Here is a 19,999-nt window from a genome sequence, read left to right on the forward strand (position 1 = left end):
ATTGATGAGTCCTCGGGAGCGGGTGCGGTTCCCCCGGGCGCCGGGACGTCCGGTCCCGCGCCGGTCTCCGGTGCCGTGGGCTCGAACGAGAAGGGTCACTGATCGCTCCCGTCGCGGATGGGGGTGGGCGGCACAGGCCGGCGCGACCGGGGCCGTCACTCGGCGGCGGGGTACTGCCTACCCTGGTGGGTCGATGTTAGACCCATCGATTCACGGACGGGCGACGGCCAGAGATATATGTCCCGTTGTGCTGTTGCGGCGCATTTGCGCAGGCGAAGCGGGGTGCGGACGCTGTCGATCTCCGCCGGGGCGGGGCGGCCTGACGTGCTTTCTGCCTAGCCGGTTGGGCCAATTCAAGCCGAAGGCAAGAGGGTGCACGGGGCATGCTTGACTGCCTCCCGCGTGGATAAGGTGGTTTGGCTGAGATGCGCAACGGGGAAGGCCGGGCACCTGGTGGACAGCGACTTGCAGGTGAGTCGTCACTCGGACGTACCCATCTACCGGCAGATCGTGACCCAGGTGTCGTTCATGATCGAGACCGGCGATCTCGCGGTCGGCCAGACCCTTCCCAGCGCCCGGCTGCTGGCGGACAACCTCCAGATCAACCGCAACACGGTGGCCCGCGCGTACGCGGAGTTGAGCGAGCTGGGCCTGGTCGAGAGCCGGGGCCGCAGCGGGACGACCGTGGTCGGTACGGGCCGGGCGCGTACGAGTTCGCCCGCCAGGGACCGGGCGTGGGCGGTACTGGACGCGGCGGCCAGGGAGTGCGTCGCGCTCGGCCTGTCCGCCGTCGAGATCCAGTCACTCGTGACGAGCCTCGCCCTGCGCGCCGAGGACGACGTCCTCAAGGTCGCGTTCGTGGAGTGCAACGCCGACCGGGCCGGCTACTTCGCGAGCGAACTCGGCCTGCACCTCGGTCTCAAGGTCAAGCCCCTGGTGCTCGGGGACTTCTCGCCCGAGGAGGAGCACGACGACCTCGCCCTCACCACGTTCTTCCATCTGGCCGAGGTGCGGCGGCTGTGGCGCGGGGAGCCGACCGAGGTGGTCGCCATCGTCGCCGCGCCGCATGTGCAGACGCTGGTGCGGATCGCCTCCGCCGCCAGGAGCGGCACGGTGGGCATCTGTTACTCCACCTACGGCCAGGCCGTCAGTATCCGGGACTCCCTGACGCAGTCCGGGATCAGCAACGTCAGGGTGCTGCACGGGGACGAGGGGGAGGACGTCGGGGACCTCGACCTCGTCGTGATCCCCAGCGACATGCCGCAGTTGAAGGCGCGCTTCGAGGAGCGGGTCGAGGTGGTCGAGTTCGGCAATGTGCTGGACGCCGCGTCCGTCCGGATGGTGACGCAGGTCGTCGGCGACATGCAGGCGGCCAAGCTGGCCGCCAAACGGGCCGCCGCCTCCGCCGCGCGCGGCTGACGTATCCGCCGCGCGTGGGGAGGCCCGGTGCTCCCCCGCGGAGAGGGAGGGCTGGGGAGCACCGGGCGTGAGGGGCGGGATTACCCGAGGCGCCGGGTCACCCGAGGCGCCGGGTCACCCGAGGAGCCGGGTCACCCGAGGCGCCGGGTCACCGGTGGTGCGCGGCGAGACCCTGGTGAACGGCGTTGATCAGCTCGCCGTCCGCCGTGTCGCCGTCCAGGGACCAGACCATCGCGCCGCCCAGGTGGGCCCGCTTGATGTAGGCGGTCTTCTGGGCGATGACCTGCGGGTCGTCGTAGGTCCAGAAGTTGGTGCCGTCGTAGAGCCAGGCGAAGCCGTTCCGCACGTCCCGGTGGACGGTGTAAGTGCCGGAGGAGGCAAGGGCCTTGAGGGCGTGGTAGTCCTCGTTGCCCGCCTGCCAGGTGGCGGGGGCGGGGCCGGTGGACGGCTGGAAGAGGCCCGCGGTGCCGCCGTCGGGGACGCCGGTCCAGCCCTGGCCGTAGAAGGGCACGCCGAGGACGAGCTGCCGGGCGGGTGCGCCGCGCTTGAGCCAGTCGCCGACCGCCTGGGTGTCGCTGAAGTCGTGCGGGACGGGCGAGTTGCGCGGGGCCTTGAGCGCGGACTGCTGGTTGGTGGTGGCCTCGTAGGGGCCGTGGAAGTCGTAGCCCTGGACGGTGCCGAAGTCGAGGTACTTGAAGATCTTCCGGACCTCGAAGCCCGCGTCGATCTTGGCCGGTGCGGCGGGCAGGAAGGCGCTCAGGTCGTAGTGCTTGTGCGCCTTGCGGCCCAACGCGTCGAGCTGGCCGCGGAATTCGGCCGCGAGCGCGGTGAAGTTCCGCTTGTCCTCGGGCCGGTAGACGGTGTCGACGTCACCGGAGGAGCCGGGCCACTCCCAGTCGATGTCGACGCCGTCGAAGAGCCCGGCGGCCGAACCGGGGCCGCCCTTGCCGTCGAGCAGCGGCAGATTGCCCTTGACGAAGATGTCCAGGCAGGACGCGACGAGCGCCTTGCGCGAGGCGGCGGTGCGGGCCGCGTCGGAGAAGTGCGTCGACCAGCCCCAGCCGCCGATCGAGATCATCACCTTCAACTTCGGGTTGGCGGCCTTCAGTTCGCGGAGCTGGTTGAAGTTGCCCGCCAGCGGCTGCTCGGCGGTGTCCGCGGTGCCGTCGACCGAGGAGGCGGCGTCGAGCGGGCGCTGGTAGTCGGCCCAGGCGTCGCCCTCGCCGGCCACGTTGGCCTCGAAGCACTTGCCGTCGGCGCCGATGTTGGCGAACGCGTAGTTGAGGTGGGTGAGTTTGGCCGCGGTGCCCGAGGTCTGGACGTTCTTCACCTGGTAGTCGCGTCCGTAGACGCCCCACTGGGTGAAGTAGCCGACGCTCTTGTACGACGAGGCGGAGGAGCCGTGGTCGTCGCGGCCGTGCGCCTGGGCGGCGGAGCCGCCCGTGACGGCGGGCAGGACGGCGACCAGGGAGAGGGTGGCTGCGGTTGCGGCCATACGGCCGAGAATTCTTCGACGCATGCGCGTGAAGGTATTGGTCTGGACCAATAAGGGTCAAGGGGGACGGCACAACCCGTTCACAACCCGTCGGCGCAGAACCGTAGGATCCCCCAGTGGACATACCGCCGCCGCCCCCGCCTCCGCCGTCCTCCGACGACGCGCCCCCGTCCCAGCCGCCGCACGACGCCCCCACTTCGCCGTACGCCGGGCTGCCCTCGTATCCGCAGAAGCCGTACGACCAGCAGGGCGGACCGCCGTACAGCGGTCCGGGACAGCCGACGTACGGCGGCCCGTCATCGGGCGGGCCCGGCCCCTACGGCTCCGTGCCCCCGCCCTACAGCGGACAGCAGCCCCCCGGCTCCGCGCCGCCCTACGGCGGGCAGGCCCCGTATCCCGGCCAGGCCCCGTATTCCGGGCAGCCTCCCTACGGCGGCCAGGGTCCGCACGGCGGCCAGGCCCCGTACGGCGGTCAGGCCCCCTACGGCGGGAATCCGTACGGCGGGCAGAATCCGTACGGTCCCCAGCCGTATCCCGGCTATCCGCAGACCGCCGGCTGGTACAACCCGCAGGCGAACACCAACGGCATGGCCATCGCCTCGCTCGTGGTGGGCTTCACCTGCATCCCCGTCCTCGGGGTGATCTTCGGCCTGGTCGCGCTCAGCCAGATCAAGAAGCGCGGCGAGCGCGGCAAGGGACTGGCCGTCGCGGGCCTGATCCTCAACGGCGTCGCCACGGTGCTTCTCGCGGTCTTCATCGCGCTCGGCGTGGCGGGCGCCTTCGACGACGGCAACACCCGCGTCGACCGGATCAGGGTCGGCCAGTGCTTCAACACGGTCGACAGCTCGCTGGGCGACTACGGCGGCGACGGCGCGCGCTCCACCACCGTGGACGTCGTCGACTGCTCCGAGGAGCACGACGCGGAGGCGTACGCGATCTTCACCGTCGACGCGGCGGACGACGGCGGCTACCCCGGAACGGATCGCATCTCGGCCGTCGCGGAGTCGAAGTGCGCCTCTTACGCGGACGACTACGCGGACGGCACGCCCTGGGAGAAGAGCGCCGACGTCTACTACTACATGCCGCCGGCGGACGGCTGGCGCCGCGGCGACCACAAGGTGACCTGCTTCTTCGGCGCCACGCACGGCTCGATGACCGGCTCGGTGAAGGACGGAGGCACCAACTCCGGATTCGGAGTGTGATGCTCGGGGGAGGGCTTGCGGACGGGCACCGACGGTTGTCAAGCTGTCGCAGACAGTCAACCCCTTGGGAGGGGCACGTGCCTTTCGGTGAGCAGCCCGCCTACCTTCGCGTCGCCGAGGATCTGCGGCGCAAGATCCTCGACGGGACGCTCCCGCCGCACGCGCGGCTGCCCTCGCAGGCCCGGATCCGTACCGAGTACGGGGTCTCGGACACCGTCGCGCTCGAAGCGCGCAAGGTGCTGATGGCCGAGGGCTTCGTGGAGGGCAGGTCCGGCTCCGGCACGTACGTACGGGAGCGGCCGAGGCCGCGGCGCATCGTCCGCAGCGGCTACCGGCCCGCCGGGACGGCCAGCCCGTTCCGGCAGGAGCAGGGGGACGAGGGGTGCAAGGGCACCTGGGAGTCGCGCAGCGTCCAGGACCACGCCTCGCCCGCCGTCGCCGAGCGGCTGCGGATCGAGCCCGGCGACCGGGTGATGCGCACCCACTACCTCTTCCGCACCGAGGGTGAGCCCTCGATGCTCTCCACCTCCTGGGAGCCGCTGGCGCTGACCGCCCGCACACCGGTGCTGCTGCCGGAGGAAGGGCCGGTCGGCGGCCAGGGCGTCGTGGAGCGGATGGCGGCGATCGACCTGGTGGTCGACCACATGGCCGAGGAGGTCGGCGCCCGGCCGGGGCTCGCGGAGGAGACGGCGGCGCTCGGCGGAGTGCCGGGGCACATCGTCATCGAGATCCAGCGCACGTACTACTGCTCGGGGCAGCCGGTGGAGACCGCGGACGTCATCATCCCGGCGGAGCGGTACCGGGCCGTCTACCACCTGCCGGTACGCTGACCCGCCGTCAACTCCCTTACGGAGCCTGGCGGTACGGATGGTCCGGGCGGTACGGGCGCCGGTGCCCACTCCGGCGTGCGCCCGGCGTGACCGCCGGGGGCGTCGGACACGTGTGACCTACAGTCAACTTCTGGTCGAACACCTGGCCGGAACGGTACCTCTTCGTGTCATTCCGTGCCCGCGCCGTGAACCTCGGGCGTAGGGTCGGGCATATGCGCATCGCCGTTTCCTCGGACATGGATGAACCGGTGGCCAGGCAGGTCGTCGACGAGCTTCGTCACCGTGGTCACACGGTGCTCGCCTACGGCGCACTGCGCCCCGGAGACCGCAAGGACTGGGCCTGGAGCGCGGAGGCGGCGGCCCGCGCGATGGCCGAGGGCGCGGCCGACCAGGCGGTGGTCTGCTGCTGGACCGGCACCGGCGCGTCCATCGCCGCGAACAAACTCCCGGGCGTCCGGGCCGCGTTGTGCGCCGACGCGTACACCGCGCGGGGTGCCCGCCGCTGGAGCGACGCCAACGCGCTGGCGCTGAGCCTGCGTTCGGTGTCCGGCGCCGTGCTCGGCGAGATCCTGGACGCCTGGTTCGACAGCGCCGCGAGCGACGCGGCGGACGACCGGGACAATGTCGCGCACCTGGCGGACCTGGAAGCCGGTTCCGCTGCCGCGACCTCGCCTGAGGGGGCCTGAGCTGATGACGACCGACCTCGTATGGCTCCTCATACGGCAGGACGAGAGCGGCAACCGGTACCGGGTCGGGCGCTACGCCACCCGCGCCGAGGCCGAGCGCGTCGCGGCCACGCTGAACGGTCCCGGCCTCAACCGGGACCAGCAGCAACGGCGTTACGTGATCGAGCGGTTGACGCCGCGCGCCGTGCAGTCCTCGTAACGGGTTCGCGCCGCGCGCTGTGCAGTCCTCGTAACGGGTTTCCGCCGCGCGCTGTGCGGGTCGCGGGTCTCCGTCTTACGTATCCTGCGTCGCATGACCGAACGTGTGGTGGTGGGCGGGGCCGTGCTCGACGCCGGACGGCTGCTGGCCGCGCGGCGGACCGCGCCGCCCGCGCTGGCGGGACGCTGGGAACTGCCGGGCGGCAAGGTCGAGGCGGGGGAGAGCCCGCCGGACGCGCTCGTGCGCGAGCTGCGCGAGGAGCTGGGCGTCACGGTGGAGCCCCTCCAACGCGTCCCCGGCGCCTGGCCGTTGGCCAACGGCCTCACCCTGCACGTCTGGACCGCCCGCCTGGTGAGCGGCACGCCCCGCCCCCTCCAGGACCACGACGAGCTGCGCTGGCTGCTCCCCGCGCAGACCTCCGACGTCGACTGGCTCGACCAGGACCGCCCGGCGGTCGAGTGGGCGACACGCCTTCTGGTCGGCTGACGGCCTGAGGGTAGGGTTTTTCGGTGTCCGCGACCGAGACGGGGGATTCGATGCTGGTGCAGGTGGAACGCGACGGTGTGGTGCTGGTGCTCGGCCACCGGGTGGGCGAGGGCAGGCCGCTGCTGATCGTTCCCGGGGTCATGGCCGACGCCGTGTCGTGGCAGCCGGTGGTGGACGCGCTTCCGGCCGGCCGGCCGGTGTACGTACTGAACCGGCGCGGCCGACGGCCCAGCGGTGAGCTGGGTGACGGATACGGGGTCGGCACCGAGGTCGCGGATCTGCGGCGGGTGCTCGACGAGGTGGCCGGGCGGCACGGCGGCGACGGCGGGGTGGACCTCTTCGGCTGGAGCTACGGCGGCCTGATCGCGCTGGAGGCCGCGACGCGGCACTCCGGCGTGCGTTCCCTGACCCTCTACGAGCCGGTGGTGCGGCCCTTCGGCGCGCAGGTGCTGGACTCGCTGCGCGCGGCCGACGCGGCCGGTGACCTGGACCGGGCCGTGGAGATCGTCAACCGGGACGTGTCCGGATTCTCCGCCGAGTACGTCGCCGAGCTGCGCCGGAGCCCGGCCTGGCAGGTGCTGCGGCCTCTCGCGGCGCCGCTCGGGCGCGAGCTGACCGCCCTGAACGAGCACCACGCCGACCTGGCCGCCTACGGCAAGCTCGACATGCCCGTCACCCTGCTGGTCGGCGGCGACGACGACGGGGTCGGCCCCTACTGGGAGCCCTTCGCCCGCATCGCGGGCGCCATGCCCCGCGCCCGCGTCCACGTCATTCCGGGCCAGGGCCACCTCGCCCACGTCCAGGGCCCGGCCGCCCTGGCCGCCGCCCTCACCCAAGCCCTAGCCCTAGCCTGACGGCCCCGCCCGCCCCCCGGCCCGCCCTCGCCGCACCTGCCCCTGGCGCGGACCCCGCCGCACCCGCCCCCGGCGGGACCCCGCCGCACCTGACCCCGTGTCCGCTCTCGCCGCACCTGCCCCGCCGCGCCCGGGGCTTTCCGTGCCACCGACCCCGACCCCTGGTCGCATCTGACGCCTGCGCCTGGCCAACCCGGCCACCCTCGGCCTCCAGCCGGCCCCGGCCGATCCCGACCTCGGGCTCCCGTCGCTAGCGCCGCTCCAGGCGCTTCCCGCGCCGCTGGCTTCGCCCCCGCCGCGCCTGGCGCTCCCGGCTCCGGCCGACCCCGGTCGCCTCCAGCGCCCGCGCCGCGCCGCGCGCTTCCCGCTGGCCCCGGCCTCACGGTCGCCCCCGGCCTCACGGCCGCCCCGGGCCGCCCCCGGCCGTTACGCCGTCTCCCCGTGGCCCGCGCGGTATCGGGGTGTTTGGGGGAATATCGGGTAAGAGGGATAATTCCCACTGACAGTGGCCGGGGCGGAACCGGCCCGACCCGGTCGGGGGTGACGCATGAGCGCCAGCGGCGGCGATGGCCCTGAGGCGTCCCCGAACCGCGCCCCGGACCCCGCCGCAGCCGGTCCCGAGGAAGGCGGCCAGCCCCCCGCCGCAGGCGGCCAGGCTCCCGCCGGTGGCGGTCCCGCCGAGGCCAGCCCAGCCCCCGCCGCAGGCGGACAAGCCCCCGCCGCAGGCGGACAGGTCCCCGCAGGGGAGAGCCCCCCGGCGGGGGAGAGCCACCGGGCCGGGGAGGGGGAGCCGGGGGTGGGGCGGCCGCATCGGCATCATCATCCGGATCTGGATCCCGATCCGGAGCCGTGGGGTGAGGGGCGGGGAAAGAGCACGGGGACGCTGCTCGACACACTGCGGGTGGCGGTCGTCATGCTGGACACGTCGGGGCGGGTGCTGCTGTGGAGCCCCCTGGCACAGGAAGTGCTGGGCTGGGCGGGGGAGCACATCGTGGGCCGCCGGGTGGGCGGGCTGTTCGGGCCGCCCGAGAGCCCGCCGGGACACTCCCCGCGGCGCGGGCCGGACGAGATCCCGCGGATGCCGGACCCCAGCCCCGCCGAGCAGATCCTCGCCGACCTGCTGCGAGGGGGCCGCTGGGACGGCATCCTCTCGCTGCGGCACCGCGACGGCCACACCGTCCAGGTGGAGACCCGCGCCTCGCTGCTGGTCGACGGCGACGGCCGCCCCTTCGTCCTGGCCTCGATGGTCGAGACGAGCCGCCTGCGGACGCTGGAGCACGACCTCGCCGCCCTCGACTCGCTCTTCGACTCCTCACCCCTCGGCGTCGCCATCTTCGACCGCGACCTGCGCTACGTACGGCTCAACGAGGCGCTGGCGGCGATGAACGGCAGGCCCGTCGCCGACCACATCGGCCACACCGTGCAGGAGGTGCTGGACGAGCGGTCGGCCGCCGACCTCACCGCGCTCCAGCGGGACGTCCTGGCCACCGGGCGGCCGGTGATCGACCTGGTCACGTACGCGCCGCACGGCCGCGGCCACCGCTCGCTGTCGTACCACCGGCTGGTCGACCGGGCCGGGCGGGTGCTGGGGATCAGCGCCACCGTCATCGACGTGACCGAGCGCGTGCAGGCCGCCGCGAAGGTCGAGCGGGCCCGGCGGCGGCTGGCGCTGCTCAACGACGTGGGCACCCGGATCGCGAACGTGCTGGACGTCCGCCGGTGCGCCGAGGCGCTGGCCGCCGCCGTCGTGCCGACCTTCAGCGACTACTCCGGGGTGATCCTGCACGCCGAGGTCGCCGACGGCGGCGAGCTGCCGACCGCGCCGTACGGGGACAACACCCCGATGCGGCAGCTCGGCACGGGCGCGGTGCGCTGGGGGCCCGAGGTCGAGCGGATGATCCTGACCGGGCAGCCGATCCGCTTCACCCGCAAGTCGATCTTCGGCACGGTGCTGACCACCGGGCAGCCCCGGATGGTGAGTTCGGAGGAGGAGCTGCTGGCCACCACCTTCCCCGGCGACCCGAAGGTGCGCGCGGCCATCGCGCTCGGCGTCCACTCGCTGCTCGTGCTGCCGCTGCGGGCCCGCGGCGTCGTCCTCGGCCTGCTGGTGGTCAGCAGGGCGCGCGAGCGCGAGCCGTTCGACCACGACGACCTGGCCCTCGCGATGGAACTGGCCAACCGCGCGGGCGCCGCCCTGGACAACGCCCGGCTCTACGTCCGCGAGCGCGAGGGCGCCCTGATGCTCCAGCGCAGCCTGCTCCCGCAGAGCGTCGTGGAACCGCCCGGCGTCGGCGTCGCCTTCCGGTACGTGCCCGGCAGCAGCGGCGCGGAGGTCGGCGGCGACTGGTTCGACGTGATCCCGCTGGCCGGGGGCCGGGTCGCCTTCGTCGTCGGCGACGTGATGGGCCACGGCCTGGGCGCGGCGGCCACCATGGGCCGGCTCCGTACCGCCGTACGGACGCTCGCCGGGCTCGACATGCCGCCGGACGAGCTGCTGCGCCGGGTCAACGAGCTGGGCGACGACCTCGCGCAGGGCCAGGCCGAGGGCTGGATGGCCACCGCCGTCTACGCCGTCTACGACCCCTCGACGCGCCGGATCGCCATCGCGCAGGCGGGCCACCTGCCGCCGGTCCTGGTCGAACCCGTCACGCGGGCGCCGGGCGGCGGGGAACCCGGCGCCCACCCGGACGAGTGCCATGCCCGGCTGGTCGAGCTGCCCTCCGGCGTCCCCCTGGGCGTCGGCGGCGTCCGCTTCGAGACCACGGAGCTGGCGGTCGCCGACGGCACGGTCCTCGTGCTCTACACCGACGGCCTGGTGGAGACCCGCGGCCAGGACATCGGCGAGGGCCTGGAACGGCTGCGCCAGACGCTGTGCCGCCCGCTGCCCTCACTGGAGGACTCCTGCGACGACGTGCTGGCCATCATGCAGCCGGGCCGCGAGCCCGACGACGTGGCGCTGCTGATGGCCAGGCTCGGCGGGCTGCCCGCCGGATCCACCGCCTCCTGGACGTTCCCCGCCGAGCCCAGCGCCGTCCGGCTGGCGCGCCGCCGGGTCCGTGACACCCTGGTCGAATGGGGTCTCGCGCAGCTCACCGACGTCACGATGCTGCTGGTCAGCGAGCTGGTCACCAATTCGCTGCGGTACGCGCACGGACCGATCGGTGTACGGATGGTGCGCGGCGGCTCGCTGCTGGTGGAGGTCTCCGACCCGCTGCCGGACCCGCCGCGCGAGCGGATCGCCACCCTGGAGGACGAGGGCGGCCGTGGTCTGCAACTGGTCGCACGGGCCTCACGGCGCTGGGGAACGCGTCACGGACCGTTCGGAAAGACCGTCTGGTTCGAACTGGCTCTGCCGTGACGCGCGCGATGATTCACGGGAGCTGTGCCGGGTATGCCGAAGACGCGGGAGCGAGGGGTGTGACCGCGCTGTCCCGGGGACGGTCCCCGTACCCCAGGAGCCGAGATGATGCTGTGATCGACAAGACCGTGTGCTGGACGGTCCTCATGCTGAATACTCGGCTCCAACCGGTCCATGTGTGCTGAGCTGGAGGGGTCGGGCGAGTGAGCGACATGCCAGCGAGGGCGGTACCGCCCCGAGACGACACGGACGCGGTCGACGCGGTCTGGCAGTCGAGTCCGCCCGGTTCGCTCTACGACTACATACGCGTGGCGTCGTTCTCGCTCGACGGTGACGGCCGGATCGACCAGTGGAGCGCGCGGGCCGCGCAGTTCTTCGGCGTACCGGCAGAACGCGCGCTCGGCCGCGACCCGGTGAACGCCTTCGCGCCCGAGCACCTACGCGAGCGCGCGCACGAGCGCCTCGCGGAGATCCTCGACGGCCACGAGTGGACCGGACTCGTGCCGTACCGGGACGCCTCCGGCGGCCAGGGCCTGGCCGAGGTCTACGTGATGCCCGCCGACCACGGCGCGCTGTGCATCGCGGTCGACGTCGCCACGCTGCGCCAGATCGAGACCGATCTGGCCGCCTCCCAGGCGGTGTTCGGGCAGTCGCCGATGGGCTTCGTGCTCTTCGACACCAGCCTGCGGCTGATCCGGGTCAACGAGCGCTTCGCGACCGTCTTCGGCCGTGAGGCCGAGGAGAACCACGGCCGCGGCCCGCACGACTTCCTCTCCCGCGTCGAGGCCGACCGGCTCAGCGCCGCGCTGCGCCAGGTGCTGGAGACCGGCGAGCCCGTCCTGGACATGCCGCTGGTCGGCACCGTGCCCGGCGATCCGGGGCGGCGGCGGTGGTCGATGTCGCTGTACCGGCTGCACAGCGGCACCGGGCGGCCGATCGGCGTCGCGGGACTCGCGATGGACGTCACCGGACGTCAGCGAGCCGAGCGCGAGGCCGCGCACGCCCGCCGCAATCTCGCGCTGCTCAACGAGGCGGGCGCCCGTATCGGCACCTCGCTCGACCTGGAGACCACCGCGCGCGAACTGCTGGACGTCGCCGTCCCGCACTTCTGCGACATCGCCTCCGTCGACCTCTACCAGGCCCTGCTGTCCGGCGCCGAGGATCTGACGGGCACCACCGACGGCAGCGGGGACGTGCGCCGGGTGGCGTTCGCCAGTTCCGTGTCGGACGCGCCGATAGCGATGGCCGGGGACGACGACGATGTGGCGGACGGCCCGGTCGCGGTCGGCGCCGTGCACCGCTACCGCTTCAGCTCCGCCAGCGCGCGGGCGCTGCGCACCGCGCAGCCGCAGGTGATCGACGGCGACGGGGGGCCCGATCTCGGCGGCACCCTCGTGCAGTCCACGCTCGTGGTGCCGATGGTCGCCCGCGACACCGTTCTGGGGCTGGTGCAGTTCTCCCGCGCCAAGGGCAGCGAGCCGTTCGTGGACCGCGACCGGATGCTCGCCGAGGAACTGGCGGCCCGCGCCGCGGTGTTCATCGACAACGCCCGGCTCTACCGGCGTGAGCACGAGCGCGCGCTGATCCTCCAGCGCAGCCTGCTGCCCCCCGACGACCCCGAGGCCGCGGGCCTCGACATCGCCTGCCGCTATCTGCCGGGCAGCATGGAGACCGAGGTCGGCGGCGACTGGTTCGACGTCATCGAACTGCCGGGCCACCGCACCGCGTTGGTGGTCGGCGACGTGATGGGCCGCGGCCTGCGCGCCGCCGTCGCGATGGGCGAACTGCGCACCGCCGTACGGACCCTGGCCGCGCTCGACCTCGAACCCGCCGAAGTGCTGGGCGCGTTGGACGAGGTGGCCAACGGCCTCGGCTCCCCGAACCAGGGCCGCACCCGCCGGGCCAAGGACCGCGGCGGCGCCGACCTGTCCGAGGTCTACCTGGCCACCTGTATCTACGTGGTCTACGACGCGGTCACCCGGCGCTGCACGATCGCCAACGCGGGCCATCTGCCGCCGGTCGTCGTGGAGTCGGGCGAGTCGCCGCTGCTGCTCGAAGTGCCCAGGGGAGTGCCGCTGGGCGTCGGCGGCGAGCCGTTCGAGGAGATCGAGGTCGAGCTGAACGAGGGCGCGCTGCTCGCCCTGTACACCGACGGTCTCGTGGAGTCCCGCAACCACCCGCTGGACGAGGGCCTCGACGCCTTCCGGGACTCGCTGGCCGGGCCGCCGAGGCCGCTCGAGGACATCTGCGACCACGTGCTGGCCACCCTGGACACCGCGCACGGCGAGGACGACATCGCCCTGCTGATGGCCAGAATCCGCGGTCTGCCCGCGGAGCAGGTCGGCGACTGGACGCTGGAACCGCGCCCCACGTCGGTGGCCAGGGCCCGCGAGCTGGCCCGCGAGCAACTGCTGAGCTGGGGGCTCGGCGACCTGGTCGACACCACGGAACTGCTGGTCAGCGAGCTGGTCACCAACGCGCTGCGGCACGGCTACGGCGACATACGACTGCGGCTGCTGCTGGACCGCACCCTGGTGTGCGAGGTGTGGGACAGCGCCCTGGTGCAGCCGCGCCGCCGCCGCGCCCGTGACACCGACGAGGGCGGGCGCGGCCTGCAACTGGTCACCATGCTCAGCGAGAGCTGGGGCAGCCGCCGTACCCACCGCGGCAAGACCGTCTGGTTCGAACTCGCCCTGCCCGGCGAGCAGTCCCACTCCAGCGGTCCTTCGGTGGACGAACTGCTGAGCATGTTCTAGCGCCTGCCGCGCGCGGCAGGCGGACGGCCCTCGGCGGTCAGGCCGCGCGGTCCTTGAGCTTGGCCAGTCGCGCGTCGATCTCCGCGCTGTCGCCGAGCGCGTCCAGCGACTCGAACTGCGCGTCGAGCGAGGACGCGGCCAGCTCCTCCTTGCCCTTGGCCCTGGCCTCCTCGCGCCGCACCTTGTCCTCGAAGCGGCCCAGCTCGCTGGTCGGGTCGAGCACGTCGATGTTCTTGACCGCGTCCATCATCTGGTTCTGCGCCTGCGCGGACTTCGCGCGCGCCACCAACGAGTCGCGCTTGCCCTGGAGTTCGCCCAGCTTGGCCTTCATCGAGTCCAGGCCGGACTTGAGTTTGCTCACGATCTCGTTCTGCGAGGCGATCGTCGGCTCGGCCGTCCGCGCCTCCTTCTCGGACTGGAGCTGACGGCCCAGCGCGATCTTGGCGAGGTTGTCGAAACGGTCGGCCTCCGCGGTGTTGCCCGAGGCGCGCTGCTCGTCGGCCTTCTTGCTGGCCGCCAGCGCCTTGTCGCCCCACTCCTTGGCCGCCGCGACGTCCTCGGCGTGGTCCTGCTCCATCAGCCGCAGATTGCCGATGGTGGTGGCCACCGCCTCCTCGGCCTCGCGGATGTTGGTGGTGTAGTCCCTGATGAGCTGGTCCATCATCTTCTGCGGGTCCTCGGCCTGGTCGAGGAGGGCGTTGATGTTGGCCTTGGCGAGCTGGGTCACCCGGCCGAGGACGGTCTGCTTCGTCATGGTCGTACTCCTTGCGTGTCCGTATCCGTGGGCCAGAAAGGGCCGGAAAGAGGGGCCGGAAAGTAGGGGGGCCGGAAAGGAAGGGGGCGGATAGAAGGAGGGTCAGGGGAGTTCAGAAGCGGCCGCCGCCGCCCATCCGGCCGCGGGTCTGGCCGCCGCCGAAGCTGCCGGGTCCCGAGCCGCCGCCCCCGAAGCCCCCGCCGAAGCCGCCGCCGCCCCGGCCGCGCCCGCCGCCGAGGATCTCGCCGAGGATGATCCCGCCGAGCACCGCGCCGCCCATGCCGCCGCCGGAGCGCCGGCCGCCGGGTCCGCCGAAGCCCCCGCCGTACCCGCCGACGTCCCGCCGGGCCGCGTCTTGCGCCTGCCGGGCCAGCCGGTCCGCCTCCTGCGCGTGCGCCAGCGCGCCCGCCGCGTCGGAACCGGCCAGCGCCTCGGCCTGCTGGAGCCGCCGTTCCGCCTCGGTGAGCCGGGTACGGGCCTGGCTGCCGACCGCGCCGCGGTTGGTGGTGACCATGTCGCGGGCGGCGGCCACCTCGCTGCGCGCCCCCAGCAGCGCCTGGTCCAGCAGCCCGCGCGCCCGCTGCTCGCTGACCTCCCGCTCGCGGGCCCCGGCCAGCGCCTCGTCCAGCGCCGCGTCCGCCTCCTCGACCCGCCGCAGCCCGGCGATCGGGTCGTAGCGCCCCGCCGCCAGCTCCTGCCGTACGTCGGCCACGACCGTCTCGGCGCGGGCGATCCTGCCCTGGAGGTCGGCGGTGGAGACCCCGGCGGCGGTGCCGCCGAGCAGGCCGCGGGCCTCGGCGAGGTCGGTGTCGGCCTCGGTCAGCGCGTCCCGCAGCTTCCCGTCGGCCTCCGCCAGCTCCTGGGCCCTTCGGGTGACGGAGTCGGTGAGCATGACCGCCTGGTCCAGCGCGCCCTCGGCGGCCCGTACGTACACGGCGACCTTGCCGTGGTCGGTGCCGACGGCGGCCCTGGCCTGTACGAGGCTGGCGTGGGCGAACTCCAGCCGGTCCCTGGCCTCCGCCGGGTGGCCGGTGACCGGGTCGAGCGCGGCGTCCGCGTACTTCTGGGCCAGCGGCGCCAGGGACGCCTCGGCGGTGTCGATCCGGCTCGGCAGCGCCGCCGCCTTCGCCTCGGCCTGCTCCAGCACCTCCGGCGCGTTCGCCTCCAGGGCGCGCAGCCGGTCGAACGCCTCGGACTCCGCGTCCAGCCGCCGGTTGGCCTGGGTGCAGCGGGACAGGATCTCGTCCAGCATCTGCCGGCGGGTCGCGTCGTCCTCGGGTATCGCGTCGTCGAGCTGCTGGCGCAGCCGGAAGGCCGCGGTCAGCTCGGTCTTGGCGTACTCGACGGCCTCGGCGAACGGCCGCGCGGCCTCCTCGCCGAACTGCGCCGCCGCGAAGCCCACGTCCTCCTGGCTGGTGCGGACCGCGTCGTCGGTCTCCACCAGCAGGTGCTTGGCCTGCGAGTCCAGCTCGGGCAGCGGGGTCGGCTGCGGGGCGCCCCAGCCGCGCTCGCCGGGCGCCGGGCGGGCGGGCTGCCGCGGGCCGCGCTTCCTGCGGAACGCCCACACCCCGACCGCGCCCGCGGCGCCGACGGCCACCACCGGAATCCACAGGTCGGCTGCGGAGTCGCCCGGGGGCGCCCCGCTGCCGCCCGGGTCCGCGGTGCCGGGGGTGATCGAGGGGACGGTCACCGGAAGGCCGCTGAGGACCGCGTCGTAGCCGGTGGCCGCGCCGATCGCGGCACCCGCCCAGTCGTTCTGCCGCAGCGCGGGCTCGACGGCCTGGCTGCTGACCTCGTTGAGCTGGGCCGCGGTCAGGCCGGAGTCCTGGTCGGCGGAGACCGCGTACTGCCGGTCGTGGGTGGCCACCGCCAGCAGGACGTCCCGCTGGCCCAGGCCGTTCTTGGTCGCGGTCGCGTTCGCCCAGTCCTGCGGAGCGCGGCCGGAGAAGGTGCGGACGTACGCCACGAAGAGCTGGACGCGCTGCTTCTGGTAGAGGCCGTCCAGCGCCGTGACGACCTGCGGCTGCCGGTCGCCCAGTGCGCCGACCTTGTCGGTTATCTGGCCGGACCTGGACAGCGTGATCGGGTCGTCCGCCCGTGCCGACGGCGCGCCGGACAGCAGCATCAGGGCGCCGAGCGCCGCAACGATTCCCGCGAGTCGCCGCATGCGTACCGCGCCCTTCGCCGCGCCACGGCCGCTTGCCGCGTGCTCCTTTTCGGAGGCTATGTCCGGTGTGTCCGGAGCGCGACTCGGAGTTCCGTTTCTGTTCCCGCCCGCCCGCCCGCCCGCCCGCCAGCCCGCCAGCCCGCCTGCTCCCCCTGCCTGCCCGCCCCGTGCGGGGCAGGCAGGCAGGGGAGAGGGGAGCTACTCGCCGCGGCGGCGGATCTTGTTGCCCAGCCAGATCAGCGGATCGTACTTACGGTCCACCGCCCGCTCCTTGAGCGGGATCAGCGCGTTGTCGGTGATCTTGATGTGCTCCGGGCACACCTCGGTGCAGCACTTGGTGATGTTGCAGTAGCCGAGCCCGTGGTCCTCCTGCGCGGACGAGGCGCGGGTCAGACCGGCCTCGGAGGCCGCGTCCAGCGGATGCATGTCCAGCTCCGCGATCCGCATCAGGAAGCGCGGCCCGGCGAACGACGTCTTGTTCTCCTCGTGGTCGCGCACCACGTGACAGGTGTCCTGGCACAGGAAGCACTCGATGCACTTGCGGAACTCCTGCGAGCGCTCCACGTCGACCTGCTGCATCCGGTACTCCCCGGCCGCGACCCCCTTCGGCGGCACGAAGGCCGGGACCTGCCGGGCCTTGTCGTAGTTGAAGGAGACATCGGTGACCAGGTCGCGCACGACGGGGAAGGTCCGCATCGGGGTGACCGTGATCGTCTCCTCCGGTGCGAAGACCGACATGCGGGTCATGCACATCAGCCGCGGCCGTCCGTTGACCTCCGCGCTGCACGACCCGCACTTGCCCGCCTTGCAGTTCCAGCGGACCGCCAAGTCGCCCGCCTGGGTGGCCTGGAGGCGGTGGATGATGTCGAGCACGACCTCGCCGTCGTTGACCTCGACCTGGTAGTCGCGCAGCTCGCCGCCCTCGGCGTCACCGCGCCACACCTTGAAGTGCGCTTCGTAACTCACCCGTCGAGCTCCTCGTCCGTCAGGTATTTGAGCAGCTCGTCCCTGTCGAAGAGGTCGAGCAGGTCGCCCCGGATCGGGTCCGTCGCGCGCCGGCGCAGACCGATCTGGCCGTGGTCGGGGTCGGTGGCCGCCAGGCCCCCGGTGGGGTCGGTCAGCTCGCAGACCAGATTGACCTTGCGCCAGGCGCGGTCCATCTCCGGATGGTCGTCGCGGGTGTGGCCGCCGCGGCTCTCGGTCCGCTCCAGCGCGGCACGCGCCACGCACTCGCTGACCAGCAGCATGTTCCGCAGGTCGATCGCCAGGTGCCAGCCGGGATTGAACTGCCGGTGCCCCTCGACGCCCGCCCGCCGCGACCTGGCCCGCAGCCCGGTCAGCCGGTTCAGCGCGTCCTCCATCTCGGGACCGCGCCGGATGATGCCCACCAGGTCGTTCATCACCTGCTGGAGCTCTTGGTGCAGGGTGTACGGGTTCTCCGCGGGCCGCGCCCCGCCCGCCTGCGCGCCCCCGGCGGCCTCCGCCGCGTCCGCGTCCTCCGCGCTGAACGGCCGCAGCGCCTCGGCCGCCGCGGTGTCGATCTGCTCCTCGGGTACGACGGGACGCGCGCCCTCGACGAACGAGGCCGCGTACCGCGCCGCGTGCAGCCCGGCCCTGCGGCCGAAGACCAGCAGGTCGGAGAGCGAGTTGCCGCCCAGCCGGTTGGAGCCGTGCATGCCGCCCGCGACCTCGCCCGCCGCGTAGAGCCCCGGCACCCCGCGCGCCGCGGCCGTGTCCGGGTCCACGTCGACGCCGCCCATCATGTAGTGACAGGTCGGGCCGACCTCCATCGGCTCCGCGGTGATGTCGACGTCCGCCAGCTCCTTGAACTGGTGGTGCATCGACGGCAGCCGCCGCTTGATCTCCTCGGCGGGCAGCCGTGTCGACACATCGAGGAAGACGCCGCCGTGCGGGGTGCCGCGCCCGGCCTTCACCTCGGAGTTGATCGCGCGCGCCACCTCGTCGCGGGGCAGCAGCTCCGGCGGTCGGCGGTGGGTGTCAGGGGCGGAGTACCAGCCGTCGGCCTCCTCCTCGGACTGCGCGTACTTCTCCTTGAAGACGTCCGGCACGTAGTCGAACATGAACCGCTTGCCGTCGCTGTTGCGCAGCACCCCGCCGTCGCCGCGCACCGACTCGGTGACCAGGATGCCCTTCACCGACGGCGGCCAGACCATGCCCGTCGGGTGGAACTGGATGAACTCCATGTTGATCAGCGGCGCCCCGGCCAGCAGCGCCAGCGCGTGCCCGTCGCCGGTGTACTCCCAGGAGTTGGACGTCACCTTGAAGGACTTGCCGATGCCGCCGGTCGCCAGCACCACCGCGGGCGTGTCGATCACGAACAGCCGCCCGGACTCGCGCACGTAACCGAAGACGCCCGCGACCTTGTCGTCCTGCTTGAGCACGCGGGTGACCGTGCACTCCTGGAAGACCTTCAGCCGCGACTCGTAGTCGCCGGTCTCCGCGAAGTCCTCCTGCTGGAGCGAGACGATCTTCTGCTGGAGGGTGCGGATCAGCTCGAGGCCCGTACGGTCGCCGACGTGTGCCAGCCGCGGGTACTCGTGGCCGCCGAAGTTGCGCTGCGAGATCTTGCCGTCGGGGGTGCGGTCGAACAGCGCGCCCCAGGTCTCCAGCTCCCAGACCCGGTCGGGAGCCTCCTTGGCGTGCAGCTCCGCCATCCGCCAGTGGTTGAGGAACTTCCCGCCGCGCATGGTGTCGCGGAAGTGCACCTGCCAGTTGTCACCGGAGTTGACGTTGCCCATGCTGGCCGCGATGCCGCCCTCGGCCATCACCGTATGGGCCTTGCCGAACAGCGACTTGCAGATCACGGCGGTACGCATGCCCCGCTCCCGGGCCTCGATCGCGGCCCGCAGCCCGGCGCCGCCCGCGCCGACCACGACCACGTCGTACGCGTGCCGTTCGACTTGTGTCATCTCAGAAGAACCTCGGATCGTCGAATACGCCGCTGGAGACCAGATAGATGTAGAGGTCGGTGAGGCCGACGCTGATCAGGGACGACCAGGCGAGCAGCATGTGACGGCCGTTGAGGACGCCGACCCAGCCCCAGAGGCGGTAGCGCACCGGGTGCGCGGAGAAGTGCCTGAGCTTGCCGCCCATGATGTGCCGACACGAGTGGCACGACAGCGTGTACGCCCAGATCAGGATGATGTTCACGAGCAGGACGACCGTGCCCAGACCCATGTGGCCCCAGCGGTCGTGCTCGTCGCGGAAGCCGAGCACCGTGTCGTAGGTGAGGATGCCCGCCACCGGCAGCGCGAAGTAGAAGAAGTAGCGGTGCACGTTCTGCAGGATCAGCGGCAGCCGCGTCTCGCCGGTGTACTTCGCGTGCGGTTCGGCGACCGCGCAGGCGGGCGGCGAGGCCCAGAAGCCCCGGTAGTACGCCTTGCGGTAGTAGTAGCAGGTCAGCCGGAAGCCGAGCGGGAAGACCAGCACCAGCAGGGCCGGTGACAGACCCCACCAGTCGCCGAACAGCGGCCAGTTGGCGCCGCCCTTCATGTCCGCGCAGTTCGACGCCAGGCACGGCGAGTAGAACGGCGAGACGTAGGGCGCCGCGTAGTAGTGGCTGTTGGCGAAGGCCCGCCAGGTCGAGTAGACGACGAAGGCCGCCAGGCCGAGCGCGGTGACCAGCGGTGGCACCCACCACCGGTCGGTCCGCAGATGCCGTTCGGAAATGGCCGCGGGGGGGGGGGGGGGGGGGGGGGGGGGGGGGGGGGGGGGGGGGGGGGGGGGGGGGGGGGGAGGGGGGGGCGGAGGGAGGAGGGGGGGGGGGGAGGAA

The 19,999-nt window shown here is 72.8% G+C and carries 15 protein-coding genes; 9 read left to right on the forward strand and 6 right to left on the reverse strand.

The window, feature by feature from the left end; all coding sequences use genetic code 11:
• Positions 1-471 precede the first annotated feature (471 nt).
• The gene (locus ACZ37P_RS29875) at positions 472-1,419 is read left to right on the forward strand and encodes a GntR family transcriptional regulator (protein WP_467349461.1); all 948 of its coding nucleotides are present in this window, start codon (positions 472-474) and stop codon (positions 1,417-1,419) included.
• Between the two features lie 148 nt (positions 1,420-1,567).
• Here ACZ37P_RS29875 and ACZ37P_RS29880 read toward each other — a convergent pair whose 3' ends face one another.
• Entirely contained in the window at positions 1,568-2,938 is a 1,371-nt protein-coding gene (locus ACZ37P_RS29880; RefSeq protein WP_355348326.1) for a glycoside hydrolase family 18 protein, read from the reverse strand.
• A 92-nt stretch (positions 2,939-3,030) separates the two neighbouring features.
• Between ACZ37P_RS29880 and ACZ37P_RS29885 the strand changes: the two genes are divergently transcribed.
• The 8 genes from ACZ37P_RS29885 (at position 3,031) to ACZ37P_RS29920 (ending at position 13,285) form a co-directional block, all read left to right on the forward strand.
• A complete protein-coding gene (locus ACZ37P_RS29885) occupies positions 3,031-4,116 on the forward strand; it encodes a DUF4190 domain-containing protein (protein WP_467349464.1) in 1,086 nt (361 codons plus the stop codon).
• Positions 4,117-4,193: 77 nt separating this feature from the next.
• A complete protein-coding gene (locus tag ACZ37P_RS29890; protein WP_355348321.1) occupies positions 4,194-4,946 on the forward strand; it encodes a GntR family transcriptional regulator in 753 nt (250 codons plus the stop codon).
• Between the two features lie 212 nt (positions 4,947-5,158).
• Positions 5,159-5,632 carry an RpiB/LacA/LacB family sugar-phosphate isomerase gene (locus ACZ37P_RS29895; RefSeq protein WP_467349467.1) on the forward strand — a complete coding sequence of 158 codons (474 nt, stop codon included), beginning with the start codon at positions 5,159-5,161 and terminating at the stop codon, positions 5,630-5,632.
• Positions 5,633-5,636: 4 nt separating this feature from the next.
• Positions 5,637-5,831 (forward strand): SPOR domain-containing protein, encoded by a 195-nt coding sequence (locus ACZ37P_RS29900; RefSeq protein WP_355348316.1) that lies wholly within the window; start codon positions 5,637-5,639, stop codon positions 5,829-5,831.
• 93 nt (positions 5,832-5,924) lie between these two features.
• Entirely contained in the window at positions 5,925-6,317 is a 393-nt protein-coding gene (locus tag ACZ37P_RS29905; RefSeq protein ID WP_355348313.1) for a (deoxy)nucleoside triphosphate pyrophosphohydrolase, read from the forward strand.
• Positions 6,318-6,340: 23 nt separating this feature from the next.
• Complete coding sequence (locus ACZ37P_RS29910; RefSeq protein WP_355348310.1) at positions 6,341-7,171, forward strand: alpha/beta fold hydrolase; 831 nt, start codon at positions 6,341-6,343, stop codon at positions 7,169-7,171.
• 901 nt (positions 7,172-8,072) lie between these two features.
• On the forward strand, positions 8,073-10,529 hold the full coding sequence (locus ACZ37P_RS29915; RefSeq protein ID WP_467349469.1) for a SpoIIE family protein phosphatase: 2,457 nt from the start codon (positions 8,073-8,075) through the stop codon (positions 10,527-10,529).
• A 212-nt stretch (positions 10,530-10,741) separates the two neighbouring features.
• Positions 10,742-13,285 carry a SpoIIE family protein phosphatase gene (locus tag ACZ37P_RS29920; RefSeq protein ID WP_401313141.1) on the forward strand — a complete coding sequence of 848 codons (2,544 nt, stop codon included), beginning with the start codon at positions 10,742-10,744 and terminating at the stop codon, positions 13,283-13,285.
• 37 nt (positions 13,286-13,322) lie between these two features.
• Here ACZ37P_RS29920 and ACZ37P_RS29925 read toward each other — a convergent pair whose 3' ends face one another.
• From ACZ37P_RS29925 to ACZ37P_RS29945, 5 genes are all read right to left on the reverse strand, one after another.
• Complete coding sequence (locus ACZ37P_RS29925) at positions 13,323-14,039, reverse strand: PspA/IM30 family protein (protein WP_467349470.1); 717 nt, start codon at positions 14,037-14,039, stop codon at positions 13,323-13,325.
• 112 nt (positions 14,040-14,151) lie between these two features.
• Positions 14,152-16,206: a TPM domain-containing protein gene (locus ACZ37P_RS29930; RefSeq protein WP_467349472.1), complete on the reverse strand. Its 2,055-nt coding sequence runs from the start codon at positions 16,204-16,206 to the stop codon at positions 14,152-14,154.
• A 198-nt stretch (positions 16,207-16,404) separates the two neighbouring features.
• Positions 16,405-17,172, reverse strand: a complete 768-nt coding sequence (locus ACZ37P_RS29935; protein WP_355348299.1) for a succinate dehydrogenase/fumarate reductase iron-sulfur subunit — start codon at positions 17,170-17,172, stop codon at positions 16,405-16,407.
• On the reverse strand, positions 17,169-19,136 hold the full coding sequence (locus ACZ37P_RS29940) for a fumarate reductase/succinate dehydrogenase flavoprotein subunit (protein WP_355348296.1): 1,968 nt from the start codon (positions 19,134-19,136) through the stop codon (positions 17,169-17,171). The genes ACZ37P_RS29935 and ACZ37P_RS29940 overlap by 4 nt, the downstream gene beginning before the upstream one ends.
• A gap of 1 nt (position 19,137) precedes the next feature.
• Positions 19,138-19,896 (reverse strand): hypothetical protein, encoded by a 759-nt coding sequence (locus ACZ37P_RS29945; RefSeq protein ID WP_467349505.1) that lies wholly within the window; start codon positions 19,894-19,896, stop codon positions 19,138-19,140.
• Positions 19,897-19,999 lie beyond the last annotated feature (103 nt).

Source organism: Streptomyces sp. NPDC024632 (assembly GCF_055559175.1).

Coding starts and splice junctions, on each gene's coding strand:
- ACZ37P_RS29880 (WP_355348326.1), bottom strand. CDS start 2,938: ATGCGTCGAAGAATTCTCGGCCGTATGGCCGCAACCGCAGCCACCCTC.
- ACZ37P_RS29905 (WP_355348313.1), top strand. CDS start 5,925: ATGACCGAACGTGTGGTGGTGGGCGGGGCCGTGCTCGACGCCGGACGG.
- ACZ37P_RS29940 (WP_355348296.1), bottom strand. CDS start 19,136: ATGACACAAGTCGAACGGCACGCGTACGACGTGGTCGTGGTCGGCGCG.
- ACZ37P_RS29900 (WP_355348316.1), top strand. CDS start 5,637: ATGACGACCGACCTCGTATGGCTCCTCATACGGCAGGACGAGAGCGGC.
- ACZ37P_RS29930 (WP_467349472.1), bottom strand. CDS start 16,206: ATGCGGCGACTCGCGGGAATCGTTGCGGCGCTCGGCGCCCTGATGCTG.
- ACZ37P_RS29895 (WP_467349467.1), top strand. CDS start 5,159: ATGCGCATCGCCGTTTCCTCGGACATGGATGAACCGGTGGCCAGGCAG.
- ACZ37P_RS29920 (WP_401313141.1), top strand. CDS start 10,742: ATGCCAGCGAGGGCGGTACCGCCCCGAGACGACACGGACGCGGTCGAC.
- ACZ37P_RS29925 (WP_467349470.1), bottom strand. CDS start 14,039: ATGACGAAGCAGACCGTCCTCGGCCGGGTGACCCAGCTCGCCAAGGCC.